This window comes from Aliivibrio fischeri (assembly GCA_038993745.2).
GTDB lineage: Bacteria > Pseudomonadota > Gammaproteobacteria > Enterobacterales > Vibrionaceae > Aliivibrio > Aliivibrio fischeri_B.
Genome location: CP160629.1, coordinates 717,066 through 740,579, shown reverse-complemented (window position 1 = coordinate 740,579; position 23,514 = coordinate 717,066). Strand labels below are relative to the sequence as shown.

The following is a 23,514-nucleotide window of genomic DNA, read 5'->3' as shown; positions in this document are numbered from 1 at the left end:
ATTCATTTTTAAGGAGTAAATAATGAAATTGAATCTGAAAAAACTGGCTGCTGTTGCTGGCCTAGCATCAACACTTATCCTTACGGGTTGTGGACAAGAAGAAGCAAAAACAAACTCAATTAAAGTGGGTGTAATGGCAGGTGCAGAAGCACAAGTTGCTGAAGTTGCAGCTAAAGTAGCAAAAGAACAATACGGTCTTGATGTTGAACTTGTTACTTTTACAGATTACGTAACACCAAACGCAGCATTGGATGATGGTTCTATTGACCTAAACGCATTCCAACACAAACCATACCTAGATCAACAAGTTGCTGATCGTGGTTACAAAATTGAAATTGCAGGTAACTCTTTTGTATACCCAATTGCTGGCTACTCTAAACAAGTAACATCAGTTGACCAAATTGAAGATGGCGCTCGTATCGCCGTACCAAACGATCCAACAAACCTAGGTCGTTCTCTGCTTCTTCTTCAACAACAAGGATTAATTACTCTTCGTGAAGATGCAGGCCTTGCAGCAACGGTTCGTGATATTACGGCTAACCCTAAAAACATCACTATTGTTGAATTAGATGCAGCTCAATTGCCTCGTTCTCTTGATGATGTAGCGTTATCTGTAATCAACACAACTTACGCAAGTAGCATCAACCTAGTACCAGAAAAAGACGGTATTTTTGTAGAAGATAAAGAGTCTCCATACGTAAACTTAATCGTTGGCCGTACAGACAACGTAAACTCAGAAAACGTTAAAACATTTGTTAAAGCGTACCAATCTGAAGAAGTTTACCAAGCTGCTCTTAAAACATTCAAAGGTGGCGTAGTTAAAGGTTGGTAATCTCCTTCTTTTAACCAGTTATTCCACAAAAGGTTGACGTGAGAGCGTCAACCTTTTTTAATGCCTGAAGATATTAATAATGAAAAATGGCCTAATGACTTATCACATCGACCCTATTGGTTTTATTCAATCTCCTTACAAAGAAAAATTTGCGGTACCTCGTCAACCTCGTTTGGCTCCAAGTGCCACATCAAGAATTAAACTCGTCGGTGAGGCTAATTCACCAGAAGCGATTCGTGGCATCGAACAATTCTCTCACCTATGGTTACTTTTTCTATTTGATCAAAACCTTGAAGCCGGCTGGAGACCAACGGTTCGTCCACCACGACTAGGAGGGAATGAACGTATTGGTGTATTCGCTTCTCGTGCCACATTTCGTCCAAATGGCATTGGTATGTCTGCTGTAGAATTAAAAGGGGTTATCCAGGAAGGGAATCAAACCTATTTAGAATTAGGCAGTGTCGATTTAGTTGATAATACGCCAATTATTGATATCAAGCCTTATATCCCCTATTCAGATTCAATTCCCGATGCCCTTGGCGGTTTTGCCGATAAAGAACCTGATGTGTTGGATGTGTTTTTATCCATCGATGCACAAAAATCACTGAGTTCTCACCCACAAAGAAGAGAGATAGAGGCGGTGATCAAAGAGGTACTAGGACAAGATCCCCGTCCAGCTTATAAAAAAGGAAAAGTCGATAACAAAGAATACGCCGTAAATTTGTTTGATTTAAACGTAAAATTCCTTGTTGAAAGCAATTCTATTACAGTTACTGCAATTGATCGCTTTTGAGATCGCTTTAGGGCTGATATTATATAGGGCTTAATTTTAGATTTGAGCCCATTCTTAAGAGAACAGACTCTATACTAAGGTTGAACTCTCGGTTTAACTGTTTAAATCGAGCTATTCCAATATTCATAACTAACAAATGGATGAAAACATGCGCACTAGCAAATACCTTCTTTCAACACTGAAGGAGACTCCAAACGACGCAGAAGTAGTAAGCCACCAGCTTATGCTACGTGCAGGTATGATTCGTAGACTGGCTTCAGGTTTATATACTTGGCTACCTACTGGTCTACGTGTACTGCGTAAAGTCGAAAACATCGTTCGTCAAGAGATCGACAATGCAGGTGCAATCGAAACATTGATGCCCGTAGTTCAACCATTTGAACTTTGGGAAGAAACAGGCCGCTCAGAAAAAATGGGCCCTGAACTACTTCGTTTTACTGACCGTCATGTTCGTCCGTTTGTACTTAGTCCAACAGCTGAAGAAGTTATCACTAGCCTTGTTCGTAACGAAGTTAGCTCTTACAAACAACTTCCGCTAAACCTGTACCAAATTCAAACTAAATTCCGTGACGAACGTCGTCCACGTTTTGGCGTAATGCGTGCTCGTGAATTCTGCATGATGGATGCATACAGCTTTGACATCGACAAAGAAGGCCTACAAAAGTCTTACGATGCAATGCACGATGCATACTGTAAAGCATTCGACCGTATGGGTCTTGAATACCGTCCAGTACTAGCTGACTCTGGTGCTATCGGTGGTAGTGGTTCTCAAGAGTTCCACGTACTTGCAGAAAGCGGTGAAGATTTAATCGCATTCTCAACAGAATCTGATTACGCAGCAAACATCGAAAAAGCAGAAGCAGTAGCACCAACAACAGAACGTGCAGCTCCTACTCAAGAGATGACAACCGTTGATACACCAAACGCAAAAACGATTGCAGAATTAGTTGAGCAACACGGTATTGCGATTGAAAAAACAGTAAAAACACTGTTTGTTAAAGCGTCTGATGAAGTTGATGCTGATATTATCGCACTTATCATCCGTGGTGATCACGAGCTTAACGAAGTTAAAGCTGAAAACCTTCCACAGGTTGCTTCTCCACTAGAAATGGCTGACGAAGCACAACTTCGTGACCTAATTGGTGCAGGCGCAGGTTCTCTTGGTCCTGTTGGCCTAGAACTTCCATTCATCGTTGACCGTTCAGTTGCTGTAATGAGTGACTTTGGCACAGGTGCAAACATCGATGGTAAACACTTCTTTGGTGTGAACTGGGATCGTGATGTACAACTAGGTCAAGTTGAAGATTTACGTAACGTAGTTGAAGGTGATCCAAGCCCATGTGGTAAAGGTACGCTACAACTTAAACGTGGTATCGAAGTTGGTCACATCTTCCAATTAGGTACAGCCTACTCAGAAGCAATGAACTGTGGCGTTCTAGATGCAAACGGTAAGAACGTAATTCTAGAAATGGGTTGTTACGGTATCGGTGTATCACGTGTTGTTGCATCAGCTATTGAACAAAACAACGACGAATACGGCATTGTATGGCCAGAAGCGATTGCACCATTTACGGTTGCTATCGTTCCTATGAACATGCACAAATCTGAGCGTGTTAAAGAAGCAGCTGAAAAACTGTATGCTGAATTAACAGCAATGGGTATCGAAGTTCTATTCGATGACCGTAAAGAACGCCCAGGTGTTATGTTTAAGGACATCGAGCTTATCGGTATTCCACACACGATCGTTATCGGTGATCGTAGCATGGACGAAGGTCACTTTGAGTATAAGAACCGTCGTGCAAATACGAAAGAAGCGGTTGAAATGGCAAACATTGTTGAGCACATTAAAGCGCAATTAAGCTAATTTAATCACGTATTAAATACCAAAGGCTAAGTAAATTTACTTAGCCTTTTTTATATCTATAAAATAATTTTAGTTTCATTGATTTATTTCTTGATTACTTTACATCTACTGATAGAATCCGCTCCAACAAAGTCACTCTCTTTTTTTACCGTTGTTCTACGGCTTGTGATTTTTATTTACAGATGTTTTTAACCTTCTATTTGTTAATAACATCAAATTCGATCTGATATTATTTATCTTTGCATCTTTAGTACTCTAACTACTAATGAATCGTTGCCTTTATATAAGGTGCTTTGTATTGCCTCAAATATAATTTTTATATTGAAGATAAAGTGAGATCGCCACTTAATTTCTAATGCAGTTCGTAAATGCATTCTCTCATTTGCCTGCACTACTTCTTTTATATTGGAAAAAAGTTGTGAATACATTACTGAATAAAATGAATAGAAAAAAAACACGTATTCTTTCTCTATTTATTTGCACCTTACTAACGATGACAAGCTTTGTTACGTTAGCGACATCATCCCTCTCTAAATACCCAGAAACCTTAAAAGTTGCTCTTGGCAGCGAACCGAACACTGGATTTGACCCAATTCTTGGGTGGGGTAAGTACGGTAATCCACTCTTCCAATCGACGTTATTAAAAAGAGATAAAAACTTAAATTTTGTTGGCGATTTAGCAACTAAATGGCGTCTAACTAACAATAAATTAACTTGGATCGTCACTCTTCGTGATGATGTTGTTTTTAGTAACGGTACACCATTAACAGCAGAAGACGTTGCGTTTACCTTTAATCAAATCTTAGCACAAGGTAGTACTCACGATTTAAGTGCGTTAGAAATGGCTGAACCATTAACGCTGACTTCCGTCGCTTTTCATTTAAAGCGATGTGATATCACCTTTTTAGATCGCCTATCTTCTATCGGTATCGTTCCAAAAAAATATTATCAACTACGTTCTGATAGCCCGACAAAATATGGCGCATTACCTATGGGGTCTGGTCCTTACATCTTAAATAAATGGGAAAAAGGCCAATACGTAAGCATGAGTTTAAACCCTTACTATTACGCTAAAAAGCCAAAATTCAAAAATATCGTTGCCGTATTTGGAAGCGAAGAATCACGATTTATTCAGCTAAAAACACATCAACTTCATTTGAGTGTGATACCTCAACGTTATGCGAATCAGAGCATCAGTAATTACAAACTATGGTCAGTACCTACACTAGACAACCGAGGTATTGTTTGGCCTATGAGTCATCATAAAGGCTCAGACATGACATTTGTAAGCTCAGATCCTGCAATTCGTGAAGCATTTGAATGCCTTATCGACAAACAATTGATCGTAGAAAAATTACTGGATGGCTATGCTACACCAGCCTACTCACTCGCAGATAATATGCCATGGGGGTTAGATACCACATCAATTGTACCTACCCCTGTTAATTTAGCGCATATCACTACACTACTTAAACAAGCAGGATGGAGTGACAGTAATAACAATGGCACTATCGATAAACAAGGTTATGAAGCTTCTTTTACCCTTCTTTATAAAGCTGGAGATAGTGTGCGAGAGCAATTAGCTTTAGCCATTAGCTCAATGGCAAATCAAATTGGAATAGAAGTAACCGTCAAAGGTTTAGAGTGGAACGCCATTGCTCTACAAATGACAACAACACCTGTTCTTATGGGGTTTGGTAGTCATTCTGCAAGCGAGGTAAATTATGTTTATCATTCTGATTTTGCTCATACTGATTTTTATAATTCAGGTGGCTATAGTAACCCTGAAGTTGATTTAGCTATTGATAACGCATTAAAAGCAGATACTTGGGATGAATCAATTCCTTTTTGGCAACAAGCTCAAAAACAAATTCAGCAAGATCGCCCTTGGACGTGGTTAGTTAATATTAATCACTTATATATGGCTGATAGCTGTTTGAATTTAGGATTACCAATTACTGAGCCTCATGATCACGGCTGGCCTTTAACTGCAAATATTGAAGAATGGCGTTGGCAGTGTCGTTAAACTCTCAGCAGTCACGCATTGTTTGCTTTAGTATCACACGCTTACTACTGCAACTTTGCTTGGCTTTATTGATTATTAGCTTATTGATTGCGTTTCTCCCAATCGATCCTATTGCTCAATATTTTAATGGAAACGTGCTTGCCGTATTTGGTGAACAAAAAGCACAGTTAATCGAACAGCTCGGATTAAACCAATCTATTCTTGAGCAAATAATGACATTTGGTCACGCTTTGTTATCTGGTGAATTAGGTTACTCGTATCACCGTCAAGAAGAGGTTAGCCAAATCATCTGGCAACGCAGTCGCTACTCTTTTATTTTAATGGGAAGTGCTAGCCTAGTTGCCCTGATTTTAGGTTACGGGATTGGTCTTGTTATTGGGTTAAAGCCAAAGGCAATATTAAGCAAAATCATTACACAATTAGCACTAATGGTAAATTCAATACCAAGCTTTTGGATTGGCTTACTCTTAATTACGATTTTTGCCGTTAAATTGATTTGGTTACCCGTTGGTGGCTTAGCCCCGATTGGGGTATCTCCTGAATCAATTTCCTTTTATGACAAAATCCCATACTTTATTTTGCCATTAATAACACTAACACTTGGATTAATCGCTCCAATCATTTTGCATACCAAAGAGAAGGTTATTGAAGTCGCTCAAAGCCAACATGTGAAATACGCTCGTATTCATGGGTTATCGACCTTATCGATTGTTCGTTTTCACTTACTAAGAAATACGTTAATACCGGCGATTGTTATTCAACTGGCAGGTTTTTCAGAATTATTCAGTGGCTCAGTCATTATTGAAACGGTATTTAACTTCCCTGGGTTGGGTCAAACCCTAGTGCAAGCGGGACTAAGCGGTGATACTCCTCTATTACTCGGTATTACATTATGCTGCGCTCTATTTGTTTTTATTGGTAATGCGACTGCATCATTATTAAGTAAACGACTTTCGTTATCGACATCGTTTTAATTTTAAAGGGGATGTTCCATGCTTAAAAAGCACCTTCCTTTATTATTGTTTTGCATATTAATTCTGATTTCCATTACTTGGCAAAACAATGGCGAAACCATTAATTTATTTAATCGAAACATCGCACCAAATTCACTCGACTGGTTTGGCACAGATTGGCTTGGAAGAGATGTATTTAGCCGTACATTAAAGGCTCTATTGTTTAGTCTTGCTATGGGAGGAATATCTTCTGTTTTATGTACTGTGCTTTCTCTCTGCTTAGCTTTAATTGGTAATATCAACAATACACTGAATAACATCATTAACCTTCTTGTTGATGTATGGAGCTCTCTTCCACACATCCTAGTCATGATTGTACTATCCGTATTAGTTGGCGGTGGATTTGAAGGGCTTGTCATTGCTATTACATTGAGTCATTGGCCAAAACTGACACGTCTATTAAAAGTTGAGATAGAACAGCTTAGGAAAAAGCCTTACGTCTTACATTCGTTATCGTTTGGTCATTCAAAAGTACATACTTATGTGGTTCACATAACACCTCACGTTTTTCCTCAAATGTTAATTGGTATGTTGCTGTTATACCCTCAAGCATTAGTTCATGGGGCTGGGCTCACTTTTTTAGGTTTTGGTATCGATCCCTCAACCCCCTCTATGGGCGGTATGCTATCAGAAGCTAGCCAATACCTACTCAGTGGACAGTGGTGGTTAGCTCTGTTTCCGGGGATTATGTTAGTAATAAGCTCATTGCTATTAATATCAATTGGTAAGTCATATGAAAAATAAAAACAGCATAGTACTTGAGTTAAAAGCGTTAGAAATCAGATTAATAGCAGATAAAACACCTTTATTTTCTAATCTATCACTGTCTTTAAAGCAAGGTGAAATTCTCGGCATAATAGGAGCGAGTGGCAGCGGAAAAAGCTCATTAATTAATGCAATCATGCAAGATCTTTCTGATGACTTTACCCTCTCAGGAGATATCCAAATAGCACAGGGGGCACGGTTAGCGTTGGCTGCTCAAAGTCGTAATGCATTAAACCCAACAACTAAAATAGGCCAACAACTATCACAATTTATTCCGAAAAACTCATGGCTTACTCGTAAGAATAAAGACAAGGTCCGTGAAGCATTAGCTCATGCACAACTGCCTTTTTCCGTGGCAGAGCTCTACCCATACCAATTATCAGGAGGGATGGCAAAACGCGTACTTTCAGCACTGGCCTTTATCCAACAACCAGACATATTGATTGCTGATGAACCAAGCTGCGGGATTAATGACGAATACAGTGAACCTCTTTTTGGGCATTACCAGCATCTTGCTCATACAGATGGAAAGACAGTCATTATCGTTAGTCATGATTTATCTCATGTTATCAATATTGCGGATCATATATTGGTTCTAGATAGCAGCAGAGATGATGTCGTACCTTCTAGCGAATACACAACACCAACCCATATTATAAACGGAGATAGTAATGCATACAGTCAAGCACTATGGCATGCCCTACCCAAAAACTGGAGTTGATATGATCTCTTTAACTAATGCGACAGTCGAATACCAAGAAAAAGCACTCGCACTACCCAATATCAACCTCCATAAAGGAGAAAAACTTGGATTAAATGGTGTGAGTGGCTCAGGTAAATCAACCCTTGCAATGGTATTAGCGGGATTTATCAAACCCAAAATGGGAGAACTTAACGTTCCTGTCTATGGAAAAAAAGCACCTAATCCAGTCCAATGGGTTGGCCAACATCCTGAGCTGGCTTTTAATCCTAAGTGGCACATACTTAAATCATTAAAAGAAAGCTTTCAAGAACATGACTTTGAACACCTTCTATGTCAATTTGATATTGATAAACAATGGTTAAGTCGTTTTCCTACAGAATTATCTGGTGGACAGTTGCAACGCTTGGCTTTACTTCGAGCCCTTACGCCTAGTACTCAATATTTGTTATGTGATGAAATCACCGCTCAACTTGATTCAATAACTCAGCAATCGATTTGGAAGCAATTATTGATTTTACAAGAAAAGAGAAATATAGGACTCCTAGTTATTTCACACGAAAAACACTTACTCAATTCCATTTGTAAAAAAATAGTTACTATAAATTAAGAAGAAGTCTTCTGTTATTTCTCTCAAATAAAAGAACAAATTTTCTTTTTATTTTTAATAAAAAAAACGAATTAAAAAAGTGCGTTTTTTCGTTATTTATCTATTGCCAAGTACAAATTATAGGATTAATATCCGCAGGGTAAATCGTTCAAAACATCTTATCTAAAGACAATTTATTTATTCATATTCATGTTTACACAAAGTAAATTTTCTTTAATTTAAACCAGAGTAATTCACTCGACACTGCCTAGATTTAGGCAATTAAAATTTATTCCGAATACTTATTTCTCTAGTTTTAAACTGGAGACGTACGCTATTTATTTTCATTCTTTCTTCTTCAAGAAATATGCTATATCGGCAGGGTTAGTTATGCCAAAAATAAATACATCATCTTCAGGTTGGTTAGCTGATATTTCCCTTTTCTATGAAAAAAGAGGGACAAATACCAAACTGGTTCATCGAGAACAAGTTGGCCCTTTAATGGTGCAGCGCCCTTTTTATCCTGAAACAGGTGTCGCTCACACCTACTTACTTCATCCTCCTGGCGGCGTAGTCGGTGGCGATCAACTCAATATCAATATTCATGTATCACCACTGGCTCACTCACTTTTAACGACACCAGGTGCGACTAAGTTTTATCGCAGTTCAGGAGCTATCTCTTCACAAACACAGAACCTCACGGTTGAAAGTGATGGATTTTTAGAGTGGTTACCTCAAGAAAATATCTTCTTTCCTGATAGTCAGGCTCAATTAAAAACTCAAGTTGAGCTTCATAAGAATGCGCATTTTATTGGATGGGAAATGAACTGTTTTGGTCGCCCTGTTCTGAATGAAATATTTGAAAATGGATTTGTTACTGGCAGAACCAATATCAAAGTAGATGATCAACTGCTGCTATCTGAGTCGATGTACATTGATTCAATTGATGAAATAAAACACGCAGCAGGCATGAGGCACTATCCCATGCTTGGCAACCTTTATATTTACCCAGCCTCAGAAGCACTAGAAGAAAAATTAAGAACACTGATTGATGAAAATTTCCATGAACAACCTGAGTTATTTGGCAGTAGCAACCCTATTTGTGGGATTACTGAGATTGATGGCTTACTGGTTATTCGTTATTTAGGTCACCAAACAGAACCTATGATGGCGTGCTTTAGCACTTTATGGCAACACACTCGTCAGCATTGGTTAGGCAAATTACCCGAAGTCCCACGAATCTGGGCGACATAATTAAGTTGGAATCGCTATGGAATTAACACCAAGAGAAAAAGACAAACTGCTGCTTGCCTCTGCTGGCATGATAGCTGAAAGACGTAAAGCCCGTGGATTAAAACTGAATTATCCAGAAGCTGTGGCTTTAATTTGCTTTGAGATTATGGAAGGTGCTCGTGATGGTCGCACAGTAGCTGATCTTATGAACTACGGTCGTACCATTTTAACCGCAGATGATGTAATGGAAGGCGTACCGGAAATGATCCCTGACGTTCAAGTGGAATGTACTTTCCCTGACGGCACTAAGCTTGTTTCAATTCATGAGCCAATTGTTTAAGGAGCAAATCATGATCCCTGGAGAATTAAGAGTGAATGATGACCTTGGTCAAATCGAATTGAACGTAGGTCGAACAACACAAACACTTTCTGTCGCTAATTATGGTGACCGCCCTATTCAAGTTGGCTCTCATTATCACTTTTATGAAGTCAATGAAGCGCTTCATTTCGATCGTGAACCAACCAAAGGCTTCCGTTTAAATATCCCAGCAGGAATGGCTATTCGTTTTGAACCCGGTCAACGTCGAACAATTGAATTGGTTGAGTTTGCAGGCAAGCGTGAAATTTACGGTTTCCAAGCTGCAATCATGGGTAATGTCGATGAGCATATCACTACAACAATTCCTGACGATAAAGAGGTGAAGTAATGGCACATATTTCTCGTACTGCTTATGCCAATATGTTTGGACCTACAACAGGCGATCGCCTTCGTCTAGCTGATACTGAACTGTTTTTAGAAGTAGAAAAAGATTTTACAACCTACGGCGAAGAAGTGAAATTCGGCGGCGGTAAAGTGATCCGCGATGGCATGGGTCAAAGCCAAGTGGTTAATAGTGAATGTGTTGATGTGGTTATTACTAACGCATTAATTCTCGATCACTGGGGTATTGTAAAAGCTGATATCGGTATTAAAGATGGTCGTATCTTTGGTATTGGTAAAGCAGGTAATCCCGATGTTCAACCGAATGTCGATATCGTCGTTGGCCCAGCAACCGAGGTTGTGGCTGGTGAAGGCAAAATTATTACCGCTGGCGGTGTTGATACGCATATTCATTTTATCTGCCCTCAACAAGCAGAAGAAGGTTTAACCTCTGGCGTCACTACCTTTATTGGTGGCGGTACAGGTCCAGTTGCTGGTACCAACGCAACCACGGTAACACCGGGTATTTGGAACATACACCGTATGCTAGAAGCGGTTGATGATTTACCTATTAACGTTGGTCTATTTGGTAAAGGCTGCGTAAGTAAACCTGAAGCACTACGTGAACAAATTGAAGCTGGTGCAATGGGGTTAAAAATCCATGAAGACTGGGGCGCAACCCCTGCGGCTATTCATAACTGTTTAAATGTGGCTGATGAAATGGACATTCAAATTGCCATTCACTCAGATACCTTAAATGAAGGTGGTTTTTACGAAGAGACCGTTAAAGCCATTGGCGATCGTGTTATTCACGTATTCCACACCGAAGGTGCTGGCGGCGGTCACGCTCCTGATGTAATTAAGTCTGTTGGTGAACCTAATATTTTACCAGCATCAACCAATCCAACCATGCCATACACCATCAATACCGTTGATGAACATTTGGATATGTTGATGGTTTGCCATCACTTAGATCCTTCTATTCCAGAAGATGTCGCTTTTGCTGAATCTCGTATTCGTCGTGAAACCATTGCCGCTGAAGATATCCTTCACGATATGGGCGCAATTTCTGTGATGTCATCGGACTCACAAGCAATGGGCCGTGTTGGTGAAGTGATCATTCGTACTTGGCAGTGTGCGAATAAAATGAAACTTCAACGTGGCATTTTAGAAGGTGATAACGAGCATAACGACAACGAACGAATTAAGCGTTATGTGGCTAAATACACCATCAACCCAGCGATTGCTCATGGTATTTCACATGAAGTTGGCTCTGTTGAAAAAGGTAAACTGGCTGATTTAGTATTATGGAATCCCGCATTTTTTGGTGTAAAACCGGCACTTGTAATGAAAAGTGGTCTAGTCGCTTACGCCCCAATGGGAGACATTAATGCGGCAATCCCAACACCACAGCCTGTACATTATCGTCCAATGTTCGCCTGTTACGGTAAAGCGAAATTCAAGTCTTCAATGATCTTCCTATCTCAAGCAAGCATCGAAGCGGGTGTGCCTGAGAAGTTGAATCTACAAAGCCAAATTGGTGAAGTAAAAAGTTGTCGTAATATCTCGAAAAAATCGATGATTCATAACAGCTATACACCAAACATTGAACTAGACAGTCAAACTTATGAAGTAAAAGCCGATGGCGTTCCTCTTGTATGCGAACCAGCTACAGAGCTACCAATGGCACAACGTTATTTCTTATTCTAACCCTCTGCCTCGCTGATTTTCTACCTATTTACCAGCGGGGCGCCTTTTAGAGTGAACAATCATGATTAAATTTACTCATCTTGTACATCACCACCATGATGAGCATCATCACAATGAAGAGCATGCTCATAACACAACTGAACTAACCATTTGCCTAACGATGCAAGAGCGCACTAAAAGTCGTTTAAAAGTGATGTTAAGTGATGGCTCTGAAGCGGGGCTGTTTTTACCTCGTGGAACCGTATTAAAAGAGCACGATATCATTGAAAGTGACGATGGTGTTCAAGCAATGATCACAGCAGCTGAAGAGACCGTATCAACGGTTTACAGTGACGACTTATTATTACTTGCAAAAGCATGTTATCACTTAGGAAACCGTCACGTTCCTCTACAAGTTGAAGCTGGTTGGTGCCGTTACCTACACGATCACGTACTTGATGACATGGTGCAACGCTTAGGGTTAAACGTAAAAGTAGAGCAAGCGAAATACCAACCAGAGCCAGGTGCTTACGGTGGCTCAAGCGCAGGCTCACACGATGGTCATCACCACTAAGGGCTGTCATTGTGTTAGAGGATTTACGGCTCTACCAATTAATTAGCCCATCGTTACCCGTTGGCTCATTCACCTATTCACAAGGTTTAGAATGGGCGATTGAAAAAGGCTGGGTAACCAATGTGACAGAGCTAAAGCATTGGTTAAGTAATCAATTAATGGACAGTCTAGCTACCCTAGAGCTGCCTGTTTTAGCCAAATTAACTCAGTTATTGCAGCAAGAAGAGTGGCAACAAGCTCAAGATTGGTGTGATTTTATTATCGCCAATCGAGAAACTAAAGAGTTACGCCTTGAAGAGAGACAAAGAGGACTCGCTTTCTCTATGTTATTGCCAAAATTAGGGATTGAGTTAAATCAAACCACCCTACCAATGGTAAAACAAACTCAAGTAGCTGCTTTTGCGTTAGCCGCTAACCATTGGAACTTAACACCAACCAAACTCGCTGCAGCGTATGCGTGGGGATGGTTAGAGAATGCCGTTATTGTCGGCATTAAATTGGTTCCATTAGGACAAAGTGCCGGACAACAACTGCTATTAGAAATGGCTGATGTTATCCCGCAAGCAGTAGAAAAATCACAGCACTGGCCTGAACACCTGATAGGTAGCTTCACCCCAGCGCAAGTATTGGCAAGTTCTCGACACGAGAGCCAATACACTCGACTATTTAGATCGTGAGAAAATAAAATGCAAGATTACAAACAACCGTTACGTATTGGTGTTGGTGGCCCTGTTGGTTCAGGCAAAACAGCACTATTAGAAATACTATGTAAGACACTGCGCGATACATACCAAATCGCTGTAGTAACCAACGATATCTACACGCAAGAAGACGCTAAGATCCTAACTCAAGCTGAAGCACTAGATGCGGACCGTATCATTGGTGTAGAAACCGGTGGCTGTCCTCACACTGCCATTCGTGAAGATGCATCAATGAACTTAGCGGCAGTTGAAGAGTTAGCACAACGCCATAAAAACCTTGATGTTGTTTTTGTAGAAAGTGGCGGCGACAACCTAAGTGCAACGTTTAGCCCAGAGCTAGCGGACTTAACCATCTATGTGATTGACGTTGCTGAAGGTGAGAAGATCCCTCGTAAAGGTGGCCCTGGTATCACAAAATCGGATTTATTGATCATCAATAAAATCGACTTAGCACCGTATGTTGGCGCTTCTCTTGAAGTGATGGAATCTGACACGGCACGTATGCGTCCAACCCGTCCATACGTGTTTGCAAACCTTAAAGAAGGCGTTGGTTTAGATAAAATCATCGAGTTCATCGTTGATCGCGGCATGCTAGACGCAAAATAATGACGCTAAACAAATTGCGATAAAAAAGCATCAATATAAACCTTCCTAAATAAGACAAAGCCCTGATACTACTTATGCCATAACTAAGTACGTATCAGGGCTTTTATTTTCAATTAATTAAGCTAACAAACTACGGTGCACTTTAATCACTATCTTCTTAATCAATCCAGATTGAGACACAATACACCCCGGTTTATGCGGTTCTTCAGGTAAGAACACGGCAAACATTTTAGGATGCATAATCACGTCATTACATTGATTCATACTTTCAACTAAGTAAAAATCATTTTCTTCATCATAAGGTTTAGCTATTGGATTAACCTCATCTTCTAATGAATATTGGATACGCTCTTCACCACGAATTAAGCACTGCACATCAACGTATTCTTTATGCACTTCAGCCTGTTTGCCACTTGCATCACCCGTTTCAAACTCCATGACATTAGCAAAAATGTTCTCACCATCAATAATGTGTTTTCCTGTTGGCAATGTTTCTAAATCTGTTTCATTTAAATACGCCAAACACTGCTGAATAACACGTGGTAAATACTGATTTGTTTTTTGGTGCTCAATATGACCATAAATCATAACACTGTCCTTAAAAGAGCCTTTATAAAAACAAAGGCTCAAACTCAATTATCAATTACGCTTTTTCAGCAGTGGTTGAACGCTTTTCTTTTGTTGCACTTAGCTCATCAATTTCATCACTGTTTAAATTATTCTTAAACATTGGTGCGGTTAGGTAACCCACAATAACCACCATCAAAGTACCGATAACACCATAGAAGAAGAAGTTTAAATCTGTTGCAGAGCGAACCCACAGTACGGTAGCGATACTTGCAACTACACCTAATAACGCACTGTTTGCATTTGCACGACGAACAAAGATACCAAGCATAAATAGTCCTGTCATTGGGCCACCCATTAAGCCAAGTAAGCTATTGAACGCATCCCAAATTTCACTTTCGTTAGACATAATTAAGTATGTTGAAGCGACGACACCTAAAAGACCAGCAACAACAGTTAGTGTTCGACCAATTCTTAGCTTCTGTTCTGAGGTTGGGTTCTTGCTCACTTTTTCATAAATGTCAGAAGTAAAACACGCTGCAATACTATTTAAACTACTTGAAATACTTGATTGTGACGCTGCAAATATCGCTGCGATAATTAGACCAGCAACCCCAACAGGCATTTGAGAAATAACGTAGAAAGGTAGAATACCGCCCGTGTTAAAGTTCTCAGGAAGCAGCTCTGGATTTTGAGTGTAGTAAGCAAATAATGCAGAACCTACAGCGAAGAAGAAAATAGGAACACAAGCCACTAATTTCGCATTAGTGATCAATGCTTTTTTAGTCTCATCAATATTGTCAGTCACAATGTAGCGCTGAACCACATCTTGGCTCGCTGTAAATTGTTGTAATGAAGCAAAGAAGAAACCAATCATTAATACTGGAATCGTACTGTCCGTCCAGCTCCAGCTAAATTGCTCTGCAGGGAAATATTTATCCGCTTGGTTCGACATGCTAAACACTTCAACAATACCGCCATCCACATTAAAGCAAATAACAACAAAGATAAGAATGGCAGCAACAGAAAGCATCACACCTTGAATTACATCGGTCCAAATTACCCCTTCGATACCACCAAGGAAGGTATAAATAATACAAAGAACACCAATTAAAAACACAATCATTAACGGGCTAATATCAATGAACGGCATTAACGCCAACGCCGTTAAGTAGGTAACAATAGCAATACGACCAATATGGAAAAGCATGAAAGAAATACTACCGAATAAGCGCATTCTTACATCAAAACGTCTTTCTAAGTATTCATATACAGAAGTCAGATTTAGCTTTCTAAAAAAGGGAATATAGAACCAAAAAACGATAGGAAGAATAGCAATAGCGACATACTGACCAATTAAGAAAGTCCAGTCACTTGTATACGCTTTTGCCGGAATAGACATAAAGGTAATAGAGCTTAAAGTTGTTGCAAATACACTGAAACCAGCAGCCCAACCGGGGATCCTTCCCCCAGCTTTAAAGTAATCATCAGCTGACTTTTGACGACGAGCAAAATAAACACCCACTGCCATAATTGCCCCTAGATAGGCAAAGAGAGCAATGTAATTTAATGTACCAAATGATTGTGCTTCCATCGGAATATACCTTGTATAATTTTTGTAGGGTTAAATTACTATTTCTTAGAAGTTCTTTTTTTAACGTATTTTGTTAGCCCAATGAGCAACACCAATCAATCCTGCATCAGCGCCGCAACGAGCATGCTGAACCTTAGTTTGGTATGGTGATGGTTGTTGTGCTAGGTAATGCTGTACGAGTTCTAAATAATGAGGAGCAAGACCAACACTTCCTCCTAAAGCGACCAATTCAATATCTAATACCATTTTTAAATCGGCAATTAAGTTGGCTATCGCCTTAGCTGAACCGTTTACGATATCTGTGGCATTAGGGTCATTTTGCGAAAAATGTTTAAAAACCATTTCCCCTGTGCAGTCATCGCCAAAATAGGTTTTTCCGGCTTGGCCTATCGCTGTACCTGAAGCAATACTTTCAACACAGCCTCGACGACCACAACCACATATTGGTCCATTAGGATCCGCAAGCGTATGTCCTGCATGACCTGCAATACCATTCGCACCGATAAGCAAATCATCATTAATAACAACGCCAGCACCAACGCCAGTAGATACGGTAATAAAAGCCATGTTAACCATATTTAACTCAAGTGTTTGGTACTCAGCCCATGCGGCAGCTTGTGCATCATTAATGACTGTTGTTGGCTTTTTCGTGATTTTTTCAATCACAGCTCTTAGTGGATAATTATTTAATCCACCCAAATTTAACGGATTTAAAGCAGTTAATACTCCATCATTAATGATCCCAGTTGATGCTACAGCCACTGTTGAAATATCATCTAAAAATGGCGTTAATAGTTCTTCTAACGCTTTATCCATCTCTTCTGGTTGGCTAGACGATGGTGTCGCAATTTGCTGACGGCGTAGCACTTTTCCAGATTCAATGATTGCTGCCGCAATTTTAGTTCCACCAATATCAACCGCTAGGCAAGGCTTCATGCGATGTCCTTAATCATGTTTTTCTTACCAAGTTCAACTTCAGATTTAAACCAACCACAAATATGCTCAATACGTGTAATTGCTGAACCAACAGTGACGCAAGATGCTCCCGCTTCTATTGCTTCTCTAGCTAGTTTTGGTGAATTAAAACGCCCTTCAGCCATAACAAAACATCCTTGATTTGCTAATTGTTGAATGAACGGGAAATCCGGTTCTTTTGGAGTGACTGGTGTGGTGTATCCAGATAATGTGGTACCTATAATTTCAACACCGAGTCCATGGCAAAACATTCCCTCTTCATAAGTCGAAGAGTCCGCCATGACTAAACAACCTAAGCTTTGAATTTTCTTTACTAATTCTTCGACGGGTACAGGTCGAGGTCGGTGAGTCGCATCAATTGCAATGATATCTGCCCCAGCTTCTTTTAATGCAATTACGTCCTCAATATAAGGTGTAATTCGAACCTCAGAGTCATCAAGATCACGCTTAATAATGCCAATAATTGGAACCGATACATGTGGTCTTACTGCTTTTAAATTATCAATGCCTTCAATTCGTAAACCAATGGCGCCCCCTTCAACACTTGCCATTGCCATAGCAGCAACAATTTCAGGTTTATCCATTGGGCCATCATCAACTGGCTGACATGATGAAACGAAACCTTGAGATAATGCATTTAATGTCTTGTCGATATTGCTTCCCATAAAGCTGAACTCCAAACTTAATAGCAACATAATAGTATTACTCCAAACTACACCAACGGAGTAATACTTCAATCTAAAGATATAAAAATGGAGATCTAGATCTCTTTAAAAATAAAACCAACAAAATTGAAAGATACAAATCGCCCTATTTATAAGGATTTTAATTGATTGCATTTCGACATTACTGTATTTTTGACTGTATAAAATTCGGAGTGTAACTCCAATAGGAATGAATATTTGATGGATAAGGCAGAAAAATGAACAGTACAAATGCTCAAAATAATCAGTACATGATTACTAATGTCGATGTATTTAATGGTCAAAAAATAGAAGAAAAACAGGCTATTATTATCAATAACGATTCAATTTCATCCATAATTTCAATGAAAGAAGCTGATTCTTTAACTCTAGATCGCATTGATGGAGAGGGTGCATTAGCAACCGCAGGTTTTATTGATATTCAACTTAATGGTTGTGGTGGTGTGTTACTCAATACTGATATAGCGCTTTCAACATTAGAAACGATGAATAAAACCAACGTAAAATACGGAACAACTCAATACTTACCAACCTTAATTACCAGTACTGAAATCGACCTTCATAATACATTGTCAATGATGAGCAATTTTGAGAATGCAGAACAGGAAGGTGTATTAGGACTTCATCTTGAAGGACCTTTCATCAGTATTGAGAAAAAAGGCGCTCACCAAGCACAATACATTCGTGAACTAGACTTAAATACCGCTCAGCTGCTTGCACAACATCGTGATCAAATAAAAGTCATTACACTTGCTCCAGAGCACATCAAACAAGACGTTCTAGATTGCTTAACAGCCGCTGGGATCACGGTTTCAATTGGACATACCAACGCCACTTATGATCAAGTAAACGCCCGTACTGGTTTCACTATGGCCACGCATTTATATAATGCAATGACACCTCTAGGTTCAAGAGAACCTGGTGTGGTTGGTTATATTTTCGATCAAAAACCTCATGCCGGTATTATTGTAGATGGCATTCATGCTTCTTACCCATCAGTTAGAATTGCTCACGAACAACTAAAAGAAAAACTCTTTTTAGTTACCGATGCTGTCACTCCTGCGGGAACGGATTTAACAGAGTTTGATATGGCAGGAACGCCTGCTTATGTGACCGATGGAAAATGTCACTATAAAGATGGCACCATTGCAGGCGCAGCCATTACTATGATTGATGGGGTACGTAACTTAATTAGTCATGTGGGTTTATCAAAAGAAGAAGCATTAAGAATGGCAAGCTTATACCCAGCCCAAGCGTTGAAAATAGACAATGAATACGGTCAGTTAAAAGACAACTACAAAGCAAACATTACTCTTATTGACAATAATAATGACATTACAACAACGATTCAAATGGGTAAATTGGTTTATCAGAAATAAAAAATAGGCCGTGAATATGTGTATATTCACGGCCTTATAATTTTATACAGTCAAAAAATTACGATTGATTAGAAAGCGCTTCTGTAGTCTTGAGTTTATTAGCTTTTGCACCACTAATATCACGCTTCACTAGTAAGGTATAAATTAAATCCAATACGAACAACTGCGATATCTTAGTACCAATAGAGTCACCTTGCAGTTGTCCCTGCCTATTACCGTTCACTAAGACATAATCAGAATACTTAGTAATATCCGAACGAGGATTATGCGTAATGGCAATCGTCGTCGCTCCATTCTCTTTTGCTAAGCGTAATGCTTTTGTCGTTTCAACTGAATTACCAGAGTGACTAAGCCCTACTGCGAAATCCCCAGGTTGCATTAACGATGATTTAATATACATAAAATGGTTATTAGTAAATGCATCCACATTTAAACCAATTCGCATGAATTTATGTTTTGCACTTTCAGCGGTTAAACCTGATGAACCAACACCAAAAAAGTAAATCGCTTTTGCATCTTTTAATGCTTCAGCTACCGACTCTAAAGATTGGAAGTTAAGCAAATTCATGGTTTCTGCAAGAACACTTTCAATGGTTGATTGAAGTTTATGTCCTATCACTTCCGCATTATCTTCAGCAGTAACATCGGTATCAAAAATCTCTTTTTCTCGACCTTGAAGATTAGAAACTTCAATCGCCAATTCCATTTTAAAATCTTGATAGCCCTTAAAGCCTAGAGTACGACAAAAACGAATAATGGTTGCATCACCCGCATTTACAATCTGTGATAGTTCAGCAATCGAGTGTTTACTCACTTGAGTCGCATTAGACATAACATAATCAGCGATACGCTTTGAAGATGGAGTCAAACTATTATAAAGACTGCCTATCGTATCGATGATGTTGCCCGCTTTTATTTGAATATTATGGTTGGACATCAGAAAGTAACCCTTGAATAAAACACGTTATGAATTCCATTTTGTCATGCCACTCCTACTTTGTGAAGTGTAACTCCATAATTATTATTCGTATTATTTGCACTAAAAAAGAATAAATACGACACATATAAAAATAATTAGCGCTAAATTTACTCTCACAGATCACATTTACGACATTACGCTGTGATTTTCATGTTGCTAAATGAAACTTTACTCCATAAGATTAGTTTAACTCCAATATTGATATTTAAATGAAGAATAACTTCATTAAAAAATAAACTAACGAGGCTTAAATGAAAAAGTTAACCGGTTTAATTGCTGCTCCACATACCCCATTTGATTCTTCAAACAACGTAAACTTTGAAGAGATTGATAAAATCGCCAAGCATTTAATCAAAGATGGCGTAAAAGGCATTTATGTATGTGGGACTACTGGAGAAGGCATCCACTGTAGTGTTGAAGAACGTAAAGCCATCGCTGAGCGTTGGGTAAGTGCTTCTAATAATCAATTAGATATCATTGTACATACAGGCGCATTAAGCATTATTGATACGTTAGAACTTACACGCCATGCAGATACTCTCGATATTCTAGCAACATCAGCAATTGGGCCATGTTTCTTCAAACCTGGTAGCGTAGCTGATCTAGTTGAATACTGTGCAACCATTGCTGCTGCCGCACCATCAAAAGGCTTCTACTACTACCACTCTGGTATGTCTGGTGTGAATTTAAATATGGAAGAGTTTTTAATCCAAGCCGATAAGCGCATTCCTAATTTATCTGGTCTTAAATTTAACAGTGGTGATTTGTACGAATACCAACGTTGCCTTCGTGCTTGTGATGGTAAATTTGATATTCCATTTGGTGTTGATGAGCACCTACCTGGCGCACTTGCTGTTGGCGCAAAAAGTGCGGTAGGTAGTACTTATAACTATGCTGCTCCACATTTTAATTCCATTATCGAAGCGTTTAATCGTGGCGATCAAGAAGCGGTATTCAATAAGATGACAAATGTTATTGAGCTTATCCGTGTATTAGTAGATTTCGGCGGTGTAGCGGCTGGTAAGGTTGCAATGGAGCTTCACGACATCAATGCTGGCGATCCTCGCTTACCTTTAATGCCGTTAACTGCAGAGCAGAAAGTAACCGTAGCAACTCGAATGAGAAACGCTGGTTTCATACAATAAAATACAGACTTATCTTTGCTCTAAAGCTGAAAAACTTCCCCTAGGTTTTTCAGCTTTTTTTGATCTATGTTTTCCCTTTTTCAACGTGTAAACTCACTATAGTTATCATTTATATGAGAAAAATTATGAAAGTTTATGATTGTTGTGACAAAGTCCGTGAGTTGTATTCGTTAATTGGTAGTGGTGATCAAGGTTATATTCCACAAGCTATCACTTGTGCTGTAAAAACACTGAACGATATTGCTGCTGATGAGGCATTACCAAAAGAAGCTCGAGAACGTGCTGCCTTTGCTGCTGCTAACTTATTAATTTCAGATTTTGAGGATAAGTAATGACACCTGAGAAAATGGCTTCAATGGATCCTGTCATGCTGATGAGTATGGTTAATATGAAAATCAGAGATGAATTTGGTGATTTAGATAGCTACGTAAAATTCTATGAACTAGATAAAGACGCTCTCATTAAAAAGCTAGCTGATGCAGGGTTTGACTACCTAGAAGAAGCAAAACAATTTAGATAAAACAAATCCAATCAAAAGTAAAAAGCCAGCATAATTAACATGCTGGCTTTTTTTATATTTTAGGACGAAACAGTTTGAATGTTGAGTATTTATAACTAACTAGAATGACGCCCATAAAACCGTGATAACCAAAATAGGACACACAAATTTCACATACAGAGGCCAAATTTTACCAAAGAAACCTTGCTGGAACTCAGGATAACCCTGCTCAAGTTCTTTAATTTTAGAATGACGGCTCCATACCCAACCACCAAACACACAGAACAATAATGCTGCAATTGGCTGTAAATACTGAGTTGCAATCATAGCAACTAAACCAAATAGCTCACCAAAATTAAATACAATAACAACGCTGAATGCTGCAATTAATGAACCTAAAACCCAACTTGTTGGCGTTCTTTTTGTTTCAAATCGCTCACTTACTAACGATACCGAACACTCAAGCATAGAGATCGACGAAGTTAAAGCAGCGATCGTTAACAGCGCAAAGAAAACAATAGCAAATAAATCACCAAACAAACCTAAGCTATCAAACATCATAGGTAATACAGTAAATACCAAGGTATCAGAGCTTAATAACGAACCGTCCTCTGCATAAATTTGAACGCCTTTTTGCATAGCAACAAACATCGCTGGCATAACAACAAGACCAGCAATAAAAGCAACAGCAGTATCCACTAAGGTTACGTTCATAGCCATCTTTGGCAGATTCTCTTTCTTACTTAAATAAGAACCATAAATCAGCATTGAACAACCACCAATAGTCAGAGAGAAAAAGCCCTGTCCCATTGCTGCTAAAATTAATTTCTTATCCATTACCTTTTCAAAATCAGGTATAAGGTAGTGCTTCAATCCTTCTACAGCCCCTTGCTGCAGCATGATATAAACAAACAATAGGCCAAATAATATGAATAATGCAGGCATCAAGCGAGTTGACCATTTCTCAATACCGTCTTTGATTCCACCTTGTACGATTAGAATAGTTAATACATAAAAAAGGATCGTACCTAATAGATTACGCTCAATACTAAAGCCTTTAAACCACTCAGCAACGTCATTCAATCCAACAACATTTGCCATAGCACCAAGTAGAAAACAGATTAACCATCCACCAACAATGCTATAAAACATTAATACTGCGCTAGGAACACTTAATCCAATCCAACCAACAAATGCACCAAATTTCTTTCCTAATGGGTTAGAAGTCAACGAACGCATACTATCAACTGGGTTTGCTTGTCCATGACGACCAATGGCCATTTCTACAACCAACATAGGAAAAGCAACAACTAAGATCATAATTAAATAAACAAGTAAGAAGGCGCCACCACCATTACTTGCCGCTTGAGTAGGGAAGCCCCAAATGTTACCAAGGCCAACCGCAGCCCCTGCTGCTGCCAATATAAAACCTAATCGTGAACTAAAACTTTCTCTATTACTGCTCATTAAAATGTATCACTCAACTAGTACAATGCGATTATATTACCTCAGATTTCATTAAAAACCAGAAATAATTATCAAAGTAATTGATTTATTTCTTATTGATCGCGATTTAAAGCAATATTC

25 protein-coding genes are annotated in these 23,514 nt (G+C 39.1%); 19 read left to right on the top strand and 6 right to left on the bottom strand.

Annotated elements, in window-relative coordinates:
- Nucleotides 1-22: 22 nt before the first annotated feature.
- From AAFX60_003640 to ureG, 15 genes are all read left to right on the top strand, one after another.
- The gene (locus tag AAFX60_003640; protein XDF78290.1) at nt 23-832 is read left to right on the top strand and encodes a MetQ/NlpA family lipoprotein; all 810 of its coding nucleotides are present in this window, start codon (nt 23-25) and stop codon (nt 830-832) included.
- 79 nt (nt 833-911) lie between these two features.
- Complete coding sequence (gene tsaA, locus AAFX60_003635; protein ID XDF78289.1) at nt 912-1,625, top strand: tRNA (N6-threonylcarbamoyladenosine(37)-N6)-methyltransferase TrmO; 714 nt, start codon at nt 912-914, stop codon at nt 1,623-1,625.
- A gap of 148 nt (nt 1,626-1,773) precedes the next feature.
- Nucleotides 1,774-3,489 (top strand): proline--tRNA ligase, encoded by a 1,716-nt coding sequence (locus tag AAFX60_003630; GenBank protein XDF78288.1) that lies wholly within the window; start codon nt 1,774-1,776, stop codon nt 3,487-3,489.
- A 418-nt stretch (nt 3,490-3,907) separates the two neighbouring features.
- On the top strand, nt 3,908-5,515 hold the full coding sequence (locus tag AAFX60_003625) for an ABC transporter substrate-binding protein (protein XDF78287.1): 1,608 nt from the start codon (nt 3,908-3,910) through the stop codon (nt 5,513-5,515).
- Entirely contained in the window at nt 5,506-6,489 is a 984-nt protein-coding gene (locus AAFX60_003620; GenBank protein ID XDF78286.1) for an ABC transporter permease, read from the top strand. The genes AAFX60_003625 and AAFX60_003620 overlap by 10 nt, the downstream gene beginning before the upstream one ends.
- An 18-nt stretch (nt 6,490-6,507) precedes the next feature.
- Nucleotides 6,508-7,272 carry an ABC transporter permease gene (locus AAFX60_003615; protein ID XDF78285.1) on the top strand — a complete coding sequence of 255 codons (765 nt, stop codon included), beginning with the start codon at nt 6,508-6,510 and terminating at the stop codon, nt 7,270-7,272.
- Nucleotides 7,262-8,014 (top strand): ATP-binding cassette domain-containing protein, encoded by a 753-nt coding sequence (locus tag AAFX60_003610; GenBank protein XDF78284.1) that lies wholly within the window; start codon nt 7,262-7,264, stop codon nt 8,012-8,014. The genes AAFX60_003615 and AAFX60_003610 overlap by 11 nt, the downstream gene beginning before the upstream one ends.
- 1 nt (nt 8,015) lies before the next feature.
- Nucleotides 8,016-8,603: an ATP-binding cassette domain-containing protein gene (locus tag AAFX60_003605; GenBank protein ID XDF78283.1), complete on the top strand. Its 588-nt coding sequence runs from the start codon at nt 8,016-8,018 to the stop codon at nt 8,601-8,603.
- Nucleotides 8,604-8,972: 369 nt separating this feature from the next.
- Nucleotides 8,973-9,836: an urease accessory protein UreD gene (locus AAFX60_003600; GenBank protein ID XDF78282.1), complete on the top strand. Its 864-nt coding sequence runs from the start codon at nt 8,973-8,975 to the stop codon at nt 9,834-9,836.
- 16 nt (nt 9,837-9,852) lie between these two features.
- The gene (gene ureA / locus AAFX60_003595; protein XDF78281.1) at nt 9,853-10,155 is read left to right on the top strand and encodes an urease subunit gamma; all 303 of its coding nucleotides are present in this window, start codon (nt 9,853-9,855) and stop codon (nt 10,153-10,155) included.
- 10 nt (nt 10,156-10,165) lie between these two features.
- Nucleotides 10,166-10,522 (top strand): urease subunit beta, encoded by a 357-nt coding sequence (locus AAFX60_003590; protein ID XDF78280.1) that lies wholly within the window; start codon nt 10,166-10,168, stop codon nt 10,520-10,522.
- Nucleotides 10,522-12,225 (top strand): urease subunit alpha, encoded by a 1,704-nt coding sequence (gene ureC / locus AAFX60_003585; protein ID XDF78279.1) that lies wholly within the window; start codon nt 10,522-10,524, stop codon nt 12,223-12,225. Before AAFX60_003590 ends, ureC begins: the two co-directional genes overlap by 1 nt.
- 61 nt (nt 12,226-12,286) lie before the next feature.
- A complete protein-coding gene (ureE, locus tag AAFX60_003580) occupies nt 12,287-12,778 on the top strand; it encodes an urease accessory protein UreE (GenBank protein XDF78278.1) in 492 nt (163 codons plus the stop codon).
- 11 nt (nt 12,779-12,789) lie between these two features.
- Nucleotides 12,790-13,455 carry an urease accessory protein UreF gene (locus AAFX60_003575; GenBank protein ID XDF78277.1) on the top strand — a complete coding sequence of 222 codons (666 nt, stop codon included), beginning with the start codon at nt 12,790-12,792 and terminating at the stop codon, nt 13,453-13,455.
- Between the two features lie 9 nt (nt 13,456-13,464).
- Complete coding sequence (ureG, locus tag AAFX60_003570; GenBank protein ID XDF78276.1) at nt 13,465-14,085, top strand: urease accessory protein UreG; 621 nt, start codon at nt 13,465-13,467, stop codon at nt 14,083-14,085.
- Nucleotides 14,086-14,202: 117 nt separating this feature from the next.
- Here the strand turns inward: ureG and nanQ are convergent, their stop codons facing one another.
- The 4 genes from nanQ to AAFX60_003550 are packed head-to-tail and all read right to left on the bottom strand — an operon-like array spanning nt 14,203 to nt 17,916.
- Nucleotides 14,203-14,673, bottom strand: coding sequence for an N-acetylneuraminate anomerase (gene nanQ, locus AAFX60_003565; protein ID XDF78275.1), 471 nt, complete (start codon nt 14,671-14,673; stop codon nt 14,203-14,205).
- A 55-nt stretch (nt 14,674-14,728) separates the two neighbouring features.
- Nucleotides 14,729-16,246, bottom strand: a complete 1,518-nt coding sequence (locus AAFX60_003560; protein ID XDF78274.1) for a sodium:solute symporter — start codon at nt 16,244-16,246, stop codon at nt 14,729-14,731.
- Between the two features lie 60 nt (nt 16,247-16,306).
- The gene (locus tag AAFX60_003555) at nt 16,307-17,182 is read right to left on the bottom strand and encodes an N-acetylmannosamine kinase (protein ID XDF78273.1); all 876 of its coding nucleotides are present in this window, start codon (nt 17,180-17,182) and stop codon (nt 16,307-16,309) included.
- Complete coding sequence (locus AAFX60_003550; GenBank protein XDF78272.1) at nt 17,179-17,916, bottom strand: N-acetylmannosamine-6-phosphate 2-epimerase; 738 nt, start codon at nt 17,914-17,916, stop codon at nt 17,179-17,181. Before AAFX60_003550 ends, AAFX60_003555 begins: the two co-directional genes overlap by 4 nt.
- A gap of 227 nt (nt 17,917-18,143) precedes the next feature.
- Here AAFX60_003550 and nagA point away from each other — a divergent pair, with 227 nt between their 5' ends.
- Nucleotides 18,144-19,304 carry an N-acetylglucosamine-6-phosphate deacetylase gene (nagA, locus tag AAFX60_003545; protein ID XDF78271.1) on the top strand — a complete coding sequence of 387 codons (1,161 nt, stop codon included), beginning with the start codon at nt 18,144-18,146 and terminating at the stop codon, nt 19,302-19,304.
- A gap of 58 nt (nt 19,305-19,362) precedes the next feature.
- Here the strand turns inward: nagA and AAFX60_003540 are convergent, their stop codons facing one another.
- Entirely contained in the window at nt 19,363-20,241 is an 879-nt protein-coding gene (locus tag AAFX60_003540) for a MurR/RpiR family transcriptional regulator (GenBank protein ID XDF78270.1), read from the bottom strand.
- Nucleotides 20,242-20,534: 293 nt separating this feature from the next.
- On the opposite strand from AAFX60_003540, the gene AAFX60_003535 reads away from it, so the two are divergent.
- The 3 genes from AAFX60_003535 (at nt 20,535) to AAFX60_003525 (ending at nt 21,948) form a co-directional block, all read left to right on the top strand.
- Entirely contained in the window at nt 20,535-21,428 is an 894-nt protein-coding gene (locus tag AAFX60_003535; protein XDF78269.1) for a dihydrodipicolinate synthase family protein, read from the top strand.
- A 125-nt stretch (nt 21,429-21,553) separates the two neighbouring features.
- Nucleotides 21,554-21,760, top strand: a complete 207-nt coding sequence (locus tag AAFX60_003530; GenBank protein ID XDF78268.1) for a YaeP family protein — start codon at nt 21,554-21,556, stop codon at nt 21,758-21,760.
- On the top strand, nt 21,760-21,948 hold the full coding sequence (locus tag AAFX60_003525) for a DUF4250 domain-containing protein (GenBank protein ID XDF78267.1): 189 nt from the start codon (nt 21,760-21,762) through the stop codon (nt 21,946-21,948). The genes AAFX60_003530 and AAFX60_003525 overlap by 1 nt, the downstream gene beginning before the upstream one ends.
- Nucleotides 21,949-22,047: 99 nt before the next feature.
- On the opposite strand, the gene AAFX60_003520 is transcribed toward AAFX60_003525, so the two are convergent.
- The gene (locus tag AAFX60_003520) at nt 22,048-23,394 is read right to left on the bottom strand and encodes a sodium-dependent transporter (protein XDF78266.1); all 1,347 of its coding nucleotides are present in this window, start codon (nt 23,392-23,394) and stop codon (nt 22,048-22,050) included.
- Nucleotides 23,395-23,514 lie beyond the last annotated feature (120 nt).

Coding starts and splice junctions, on each gene's coding strand:
- nagA (XDF78271.1), top strand. CDS start 18,144: ATGAACAGTACAAATGCTCAAAATAATCAGTACATGATTACTAATGTC.
- AAFX60_003640 (XDF78290.1), top strand. CDS start 23: ATGAAATTGAATCTGAAAAAACTGGCTGCTGTTGCTGGCCTAGCATCA.
- AAFX60_003535 (XDF78269.1), top strand. CDS start 20,535: ATGAAAAAGTTAACCGGTTTAATTGCTGCTCCACATACCCCATTTGAT.
- AAFX60_003605 (XDF78283.1), top strand. CDS start 8,016: ATGATCTCTTTAACTAATGCGACAGTCGAATACCAAGAAAAAGCACTC.
- tsaA (XDF78289.1), top strand. CDS start 912: ATGAAAAATGGCCTAATGACTTATCACATCGACCCTATTGGTTTTATT.
- AAFX60_003600 (XDF78282.1), top strand. CDS start 8,973: ATGCCAAAAATAAATACATCATCTTCAGGTTGGTTAGCTGATATTTCC.
- AAFX60_003540 (XDF78270.1), bottom strand. CDS start 20,241: ATGTCCAACCATAATATTCAAATAAAAGCGGGCAACATCATCGATACG.
- ureE (XDF78278.1), top strand. CDS start 12,287: ATGATTAAATTTACTCATCTTGTACATCACCACCATGATGAGCATCAT.
- ureC (XDF78279.1), top strand. CDS start 10,522: ATGGCACATATTTCTCGTACTGCTTATGCCAATATGTTTGGACCTACA.
- ureA (XDF78281.1), top strand. CDS start 9,853: ATGGAATTAACACCAAGAGAAAAAGACAAACTGCTGCTTGCCTCTGCT.
- AAFX60_003615 (XDF78285.1), top strand. CDS start 6,508: ATGCTTAAAAAGCACCTTCCTTTATTATTGTTTTGCATATTAATTCTG.
- AAFX60_003560 (XDF78274.1), bottom strand. CDS start 16,246: ATGGAAGCACAATCATTTGGTACATTAAATTACATTGCTCTCTTTGCC.
- AAFX60_003610 (XDF78284.1), top strand. CDS start 7,262: ATGAAAAATAAAAACAGCATAGTACTTGAGTTAAAAGCGTTAGAAATC.
- nanQ (XDF78275.1), bottom strand. CDS start 14,673: ATGATTTATGGTCATATTGAGCACCAAAAAACAAATCAGTATTTACCA.
- AAFX60_003520 (XDF78266.1), bottom strand. CDS start 23,394: ATGAGCAGTAATAGAGAAAGTTTTAGTTCACGATTAGGTTTTATATTG.
- AAFX60_003590 (XDF78280.1), top strand. CDS start 10,166: ATGATCCCTGGAGAATTAAGAGTGAATGATGACCTTGGTCAAATCGAA.
- AAFX60_003555 (XDF78273.1), bottom strand. CDS start 17,182: ATGAAGCCTTGCCTAGCGGTTGATATTGGTGGAACTAAAATTGCGGCA.
- AAFX60_003525 (XDF78267.1), top strand. CDS start 21,760: ATGACACCTGAGAAAATGGCTTCAATGGATCCTGTCATGCTGATGAGT.
- AAFX60_003550 (XDF78272.1), bottom strand. CDS start 17,916: ATGTTGCTATTAAGTTTGGAGTTCAGCTTTATGGGAAGCAATATCGAC.
- ureG (XDF78276.1), top strand. CDS start 13,465: ATGCAAGATTACAAACAACCGTTACGTATTGGTGTTGGTGGCCCTGTT.
- AAFX60_003530 (XDF78268.1), top strand. CDS start 21,554: ATGAAAGTTTATGATTGTTGTGACAAAGTCCGTGAGTTGTATTCGTTA.
- AAFX60_003630 (XDF78288.1), top strand. CDS start 1,774: ATGCGCACTAGCAAATACCTTCTTTCAACACTGAAGGAGACTCCAAAC.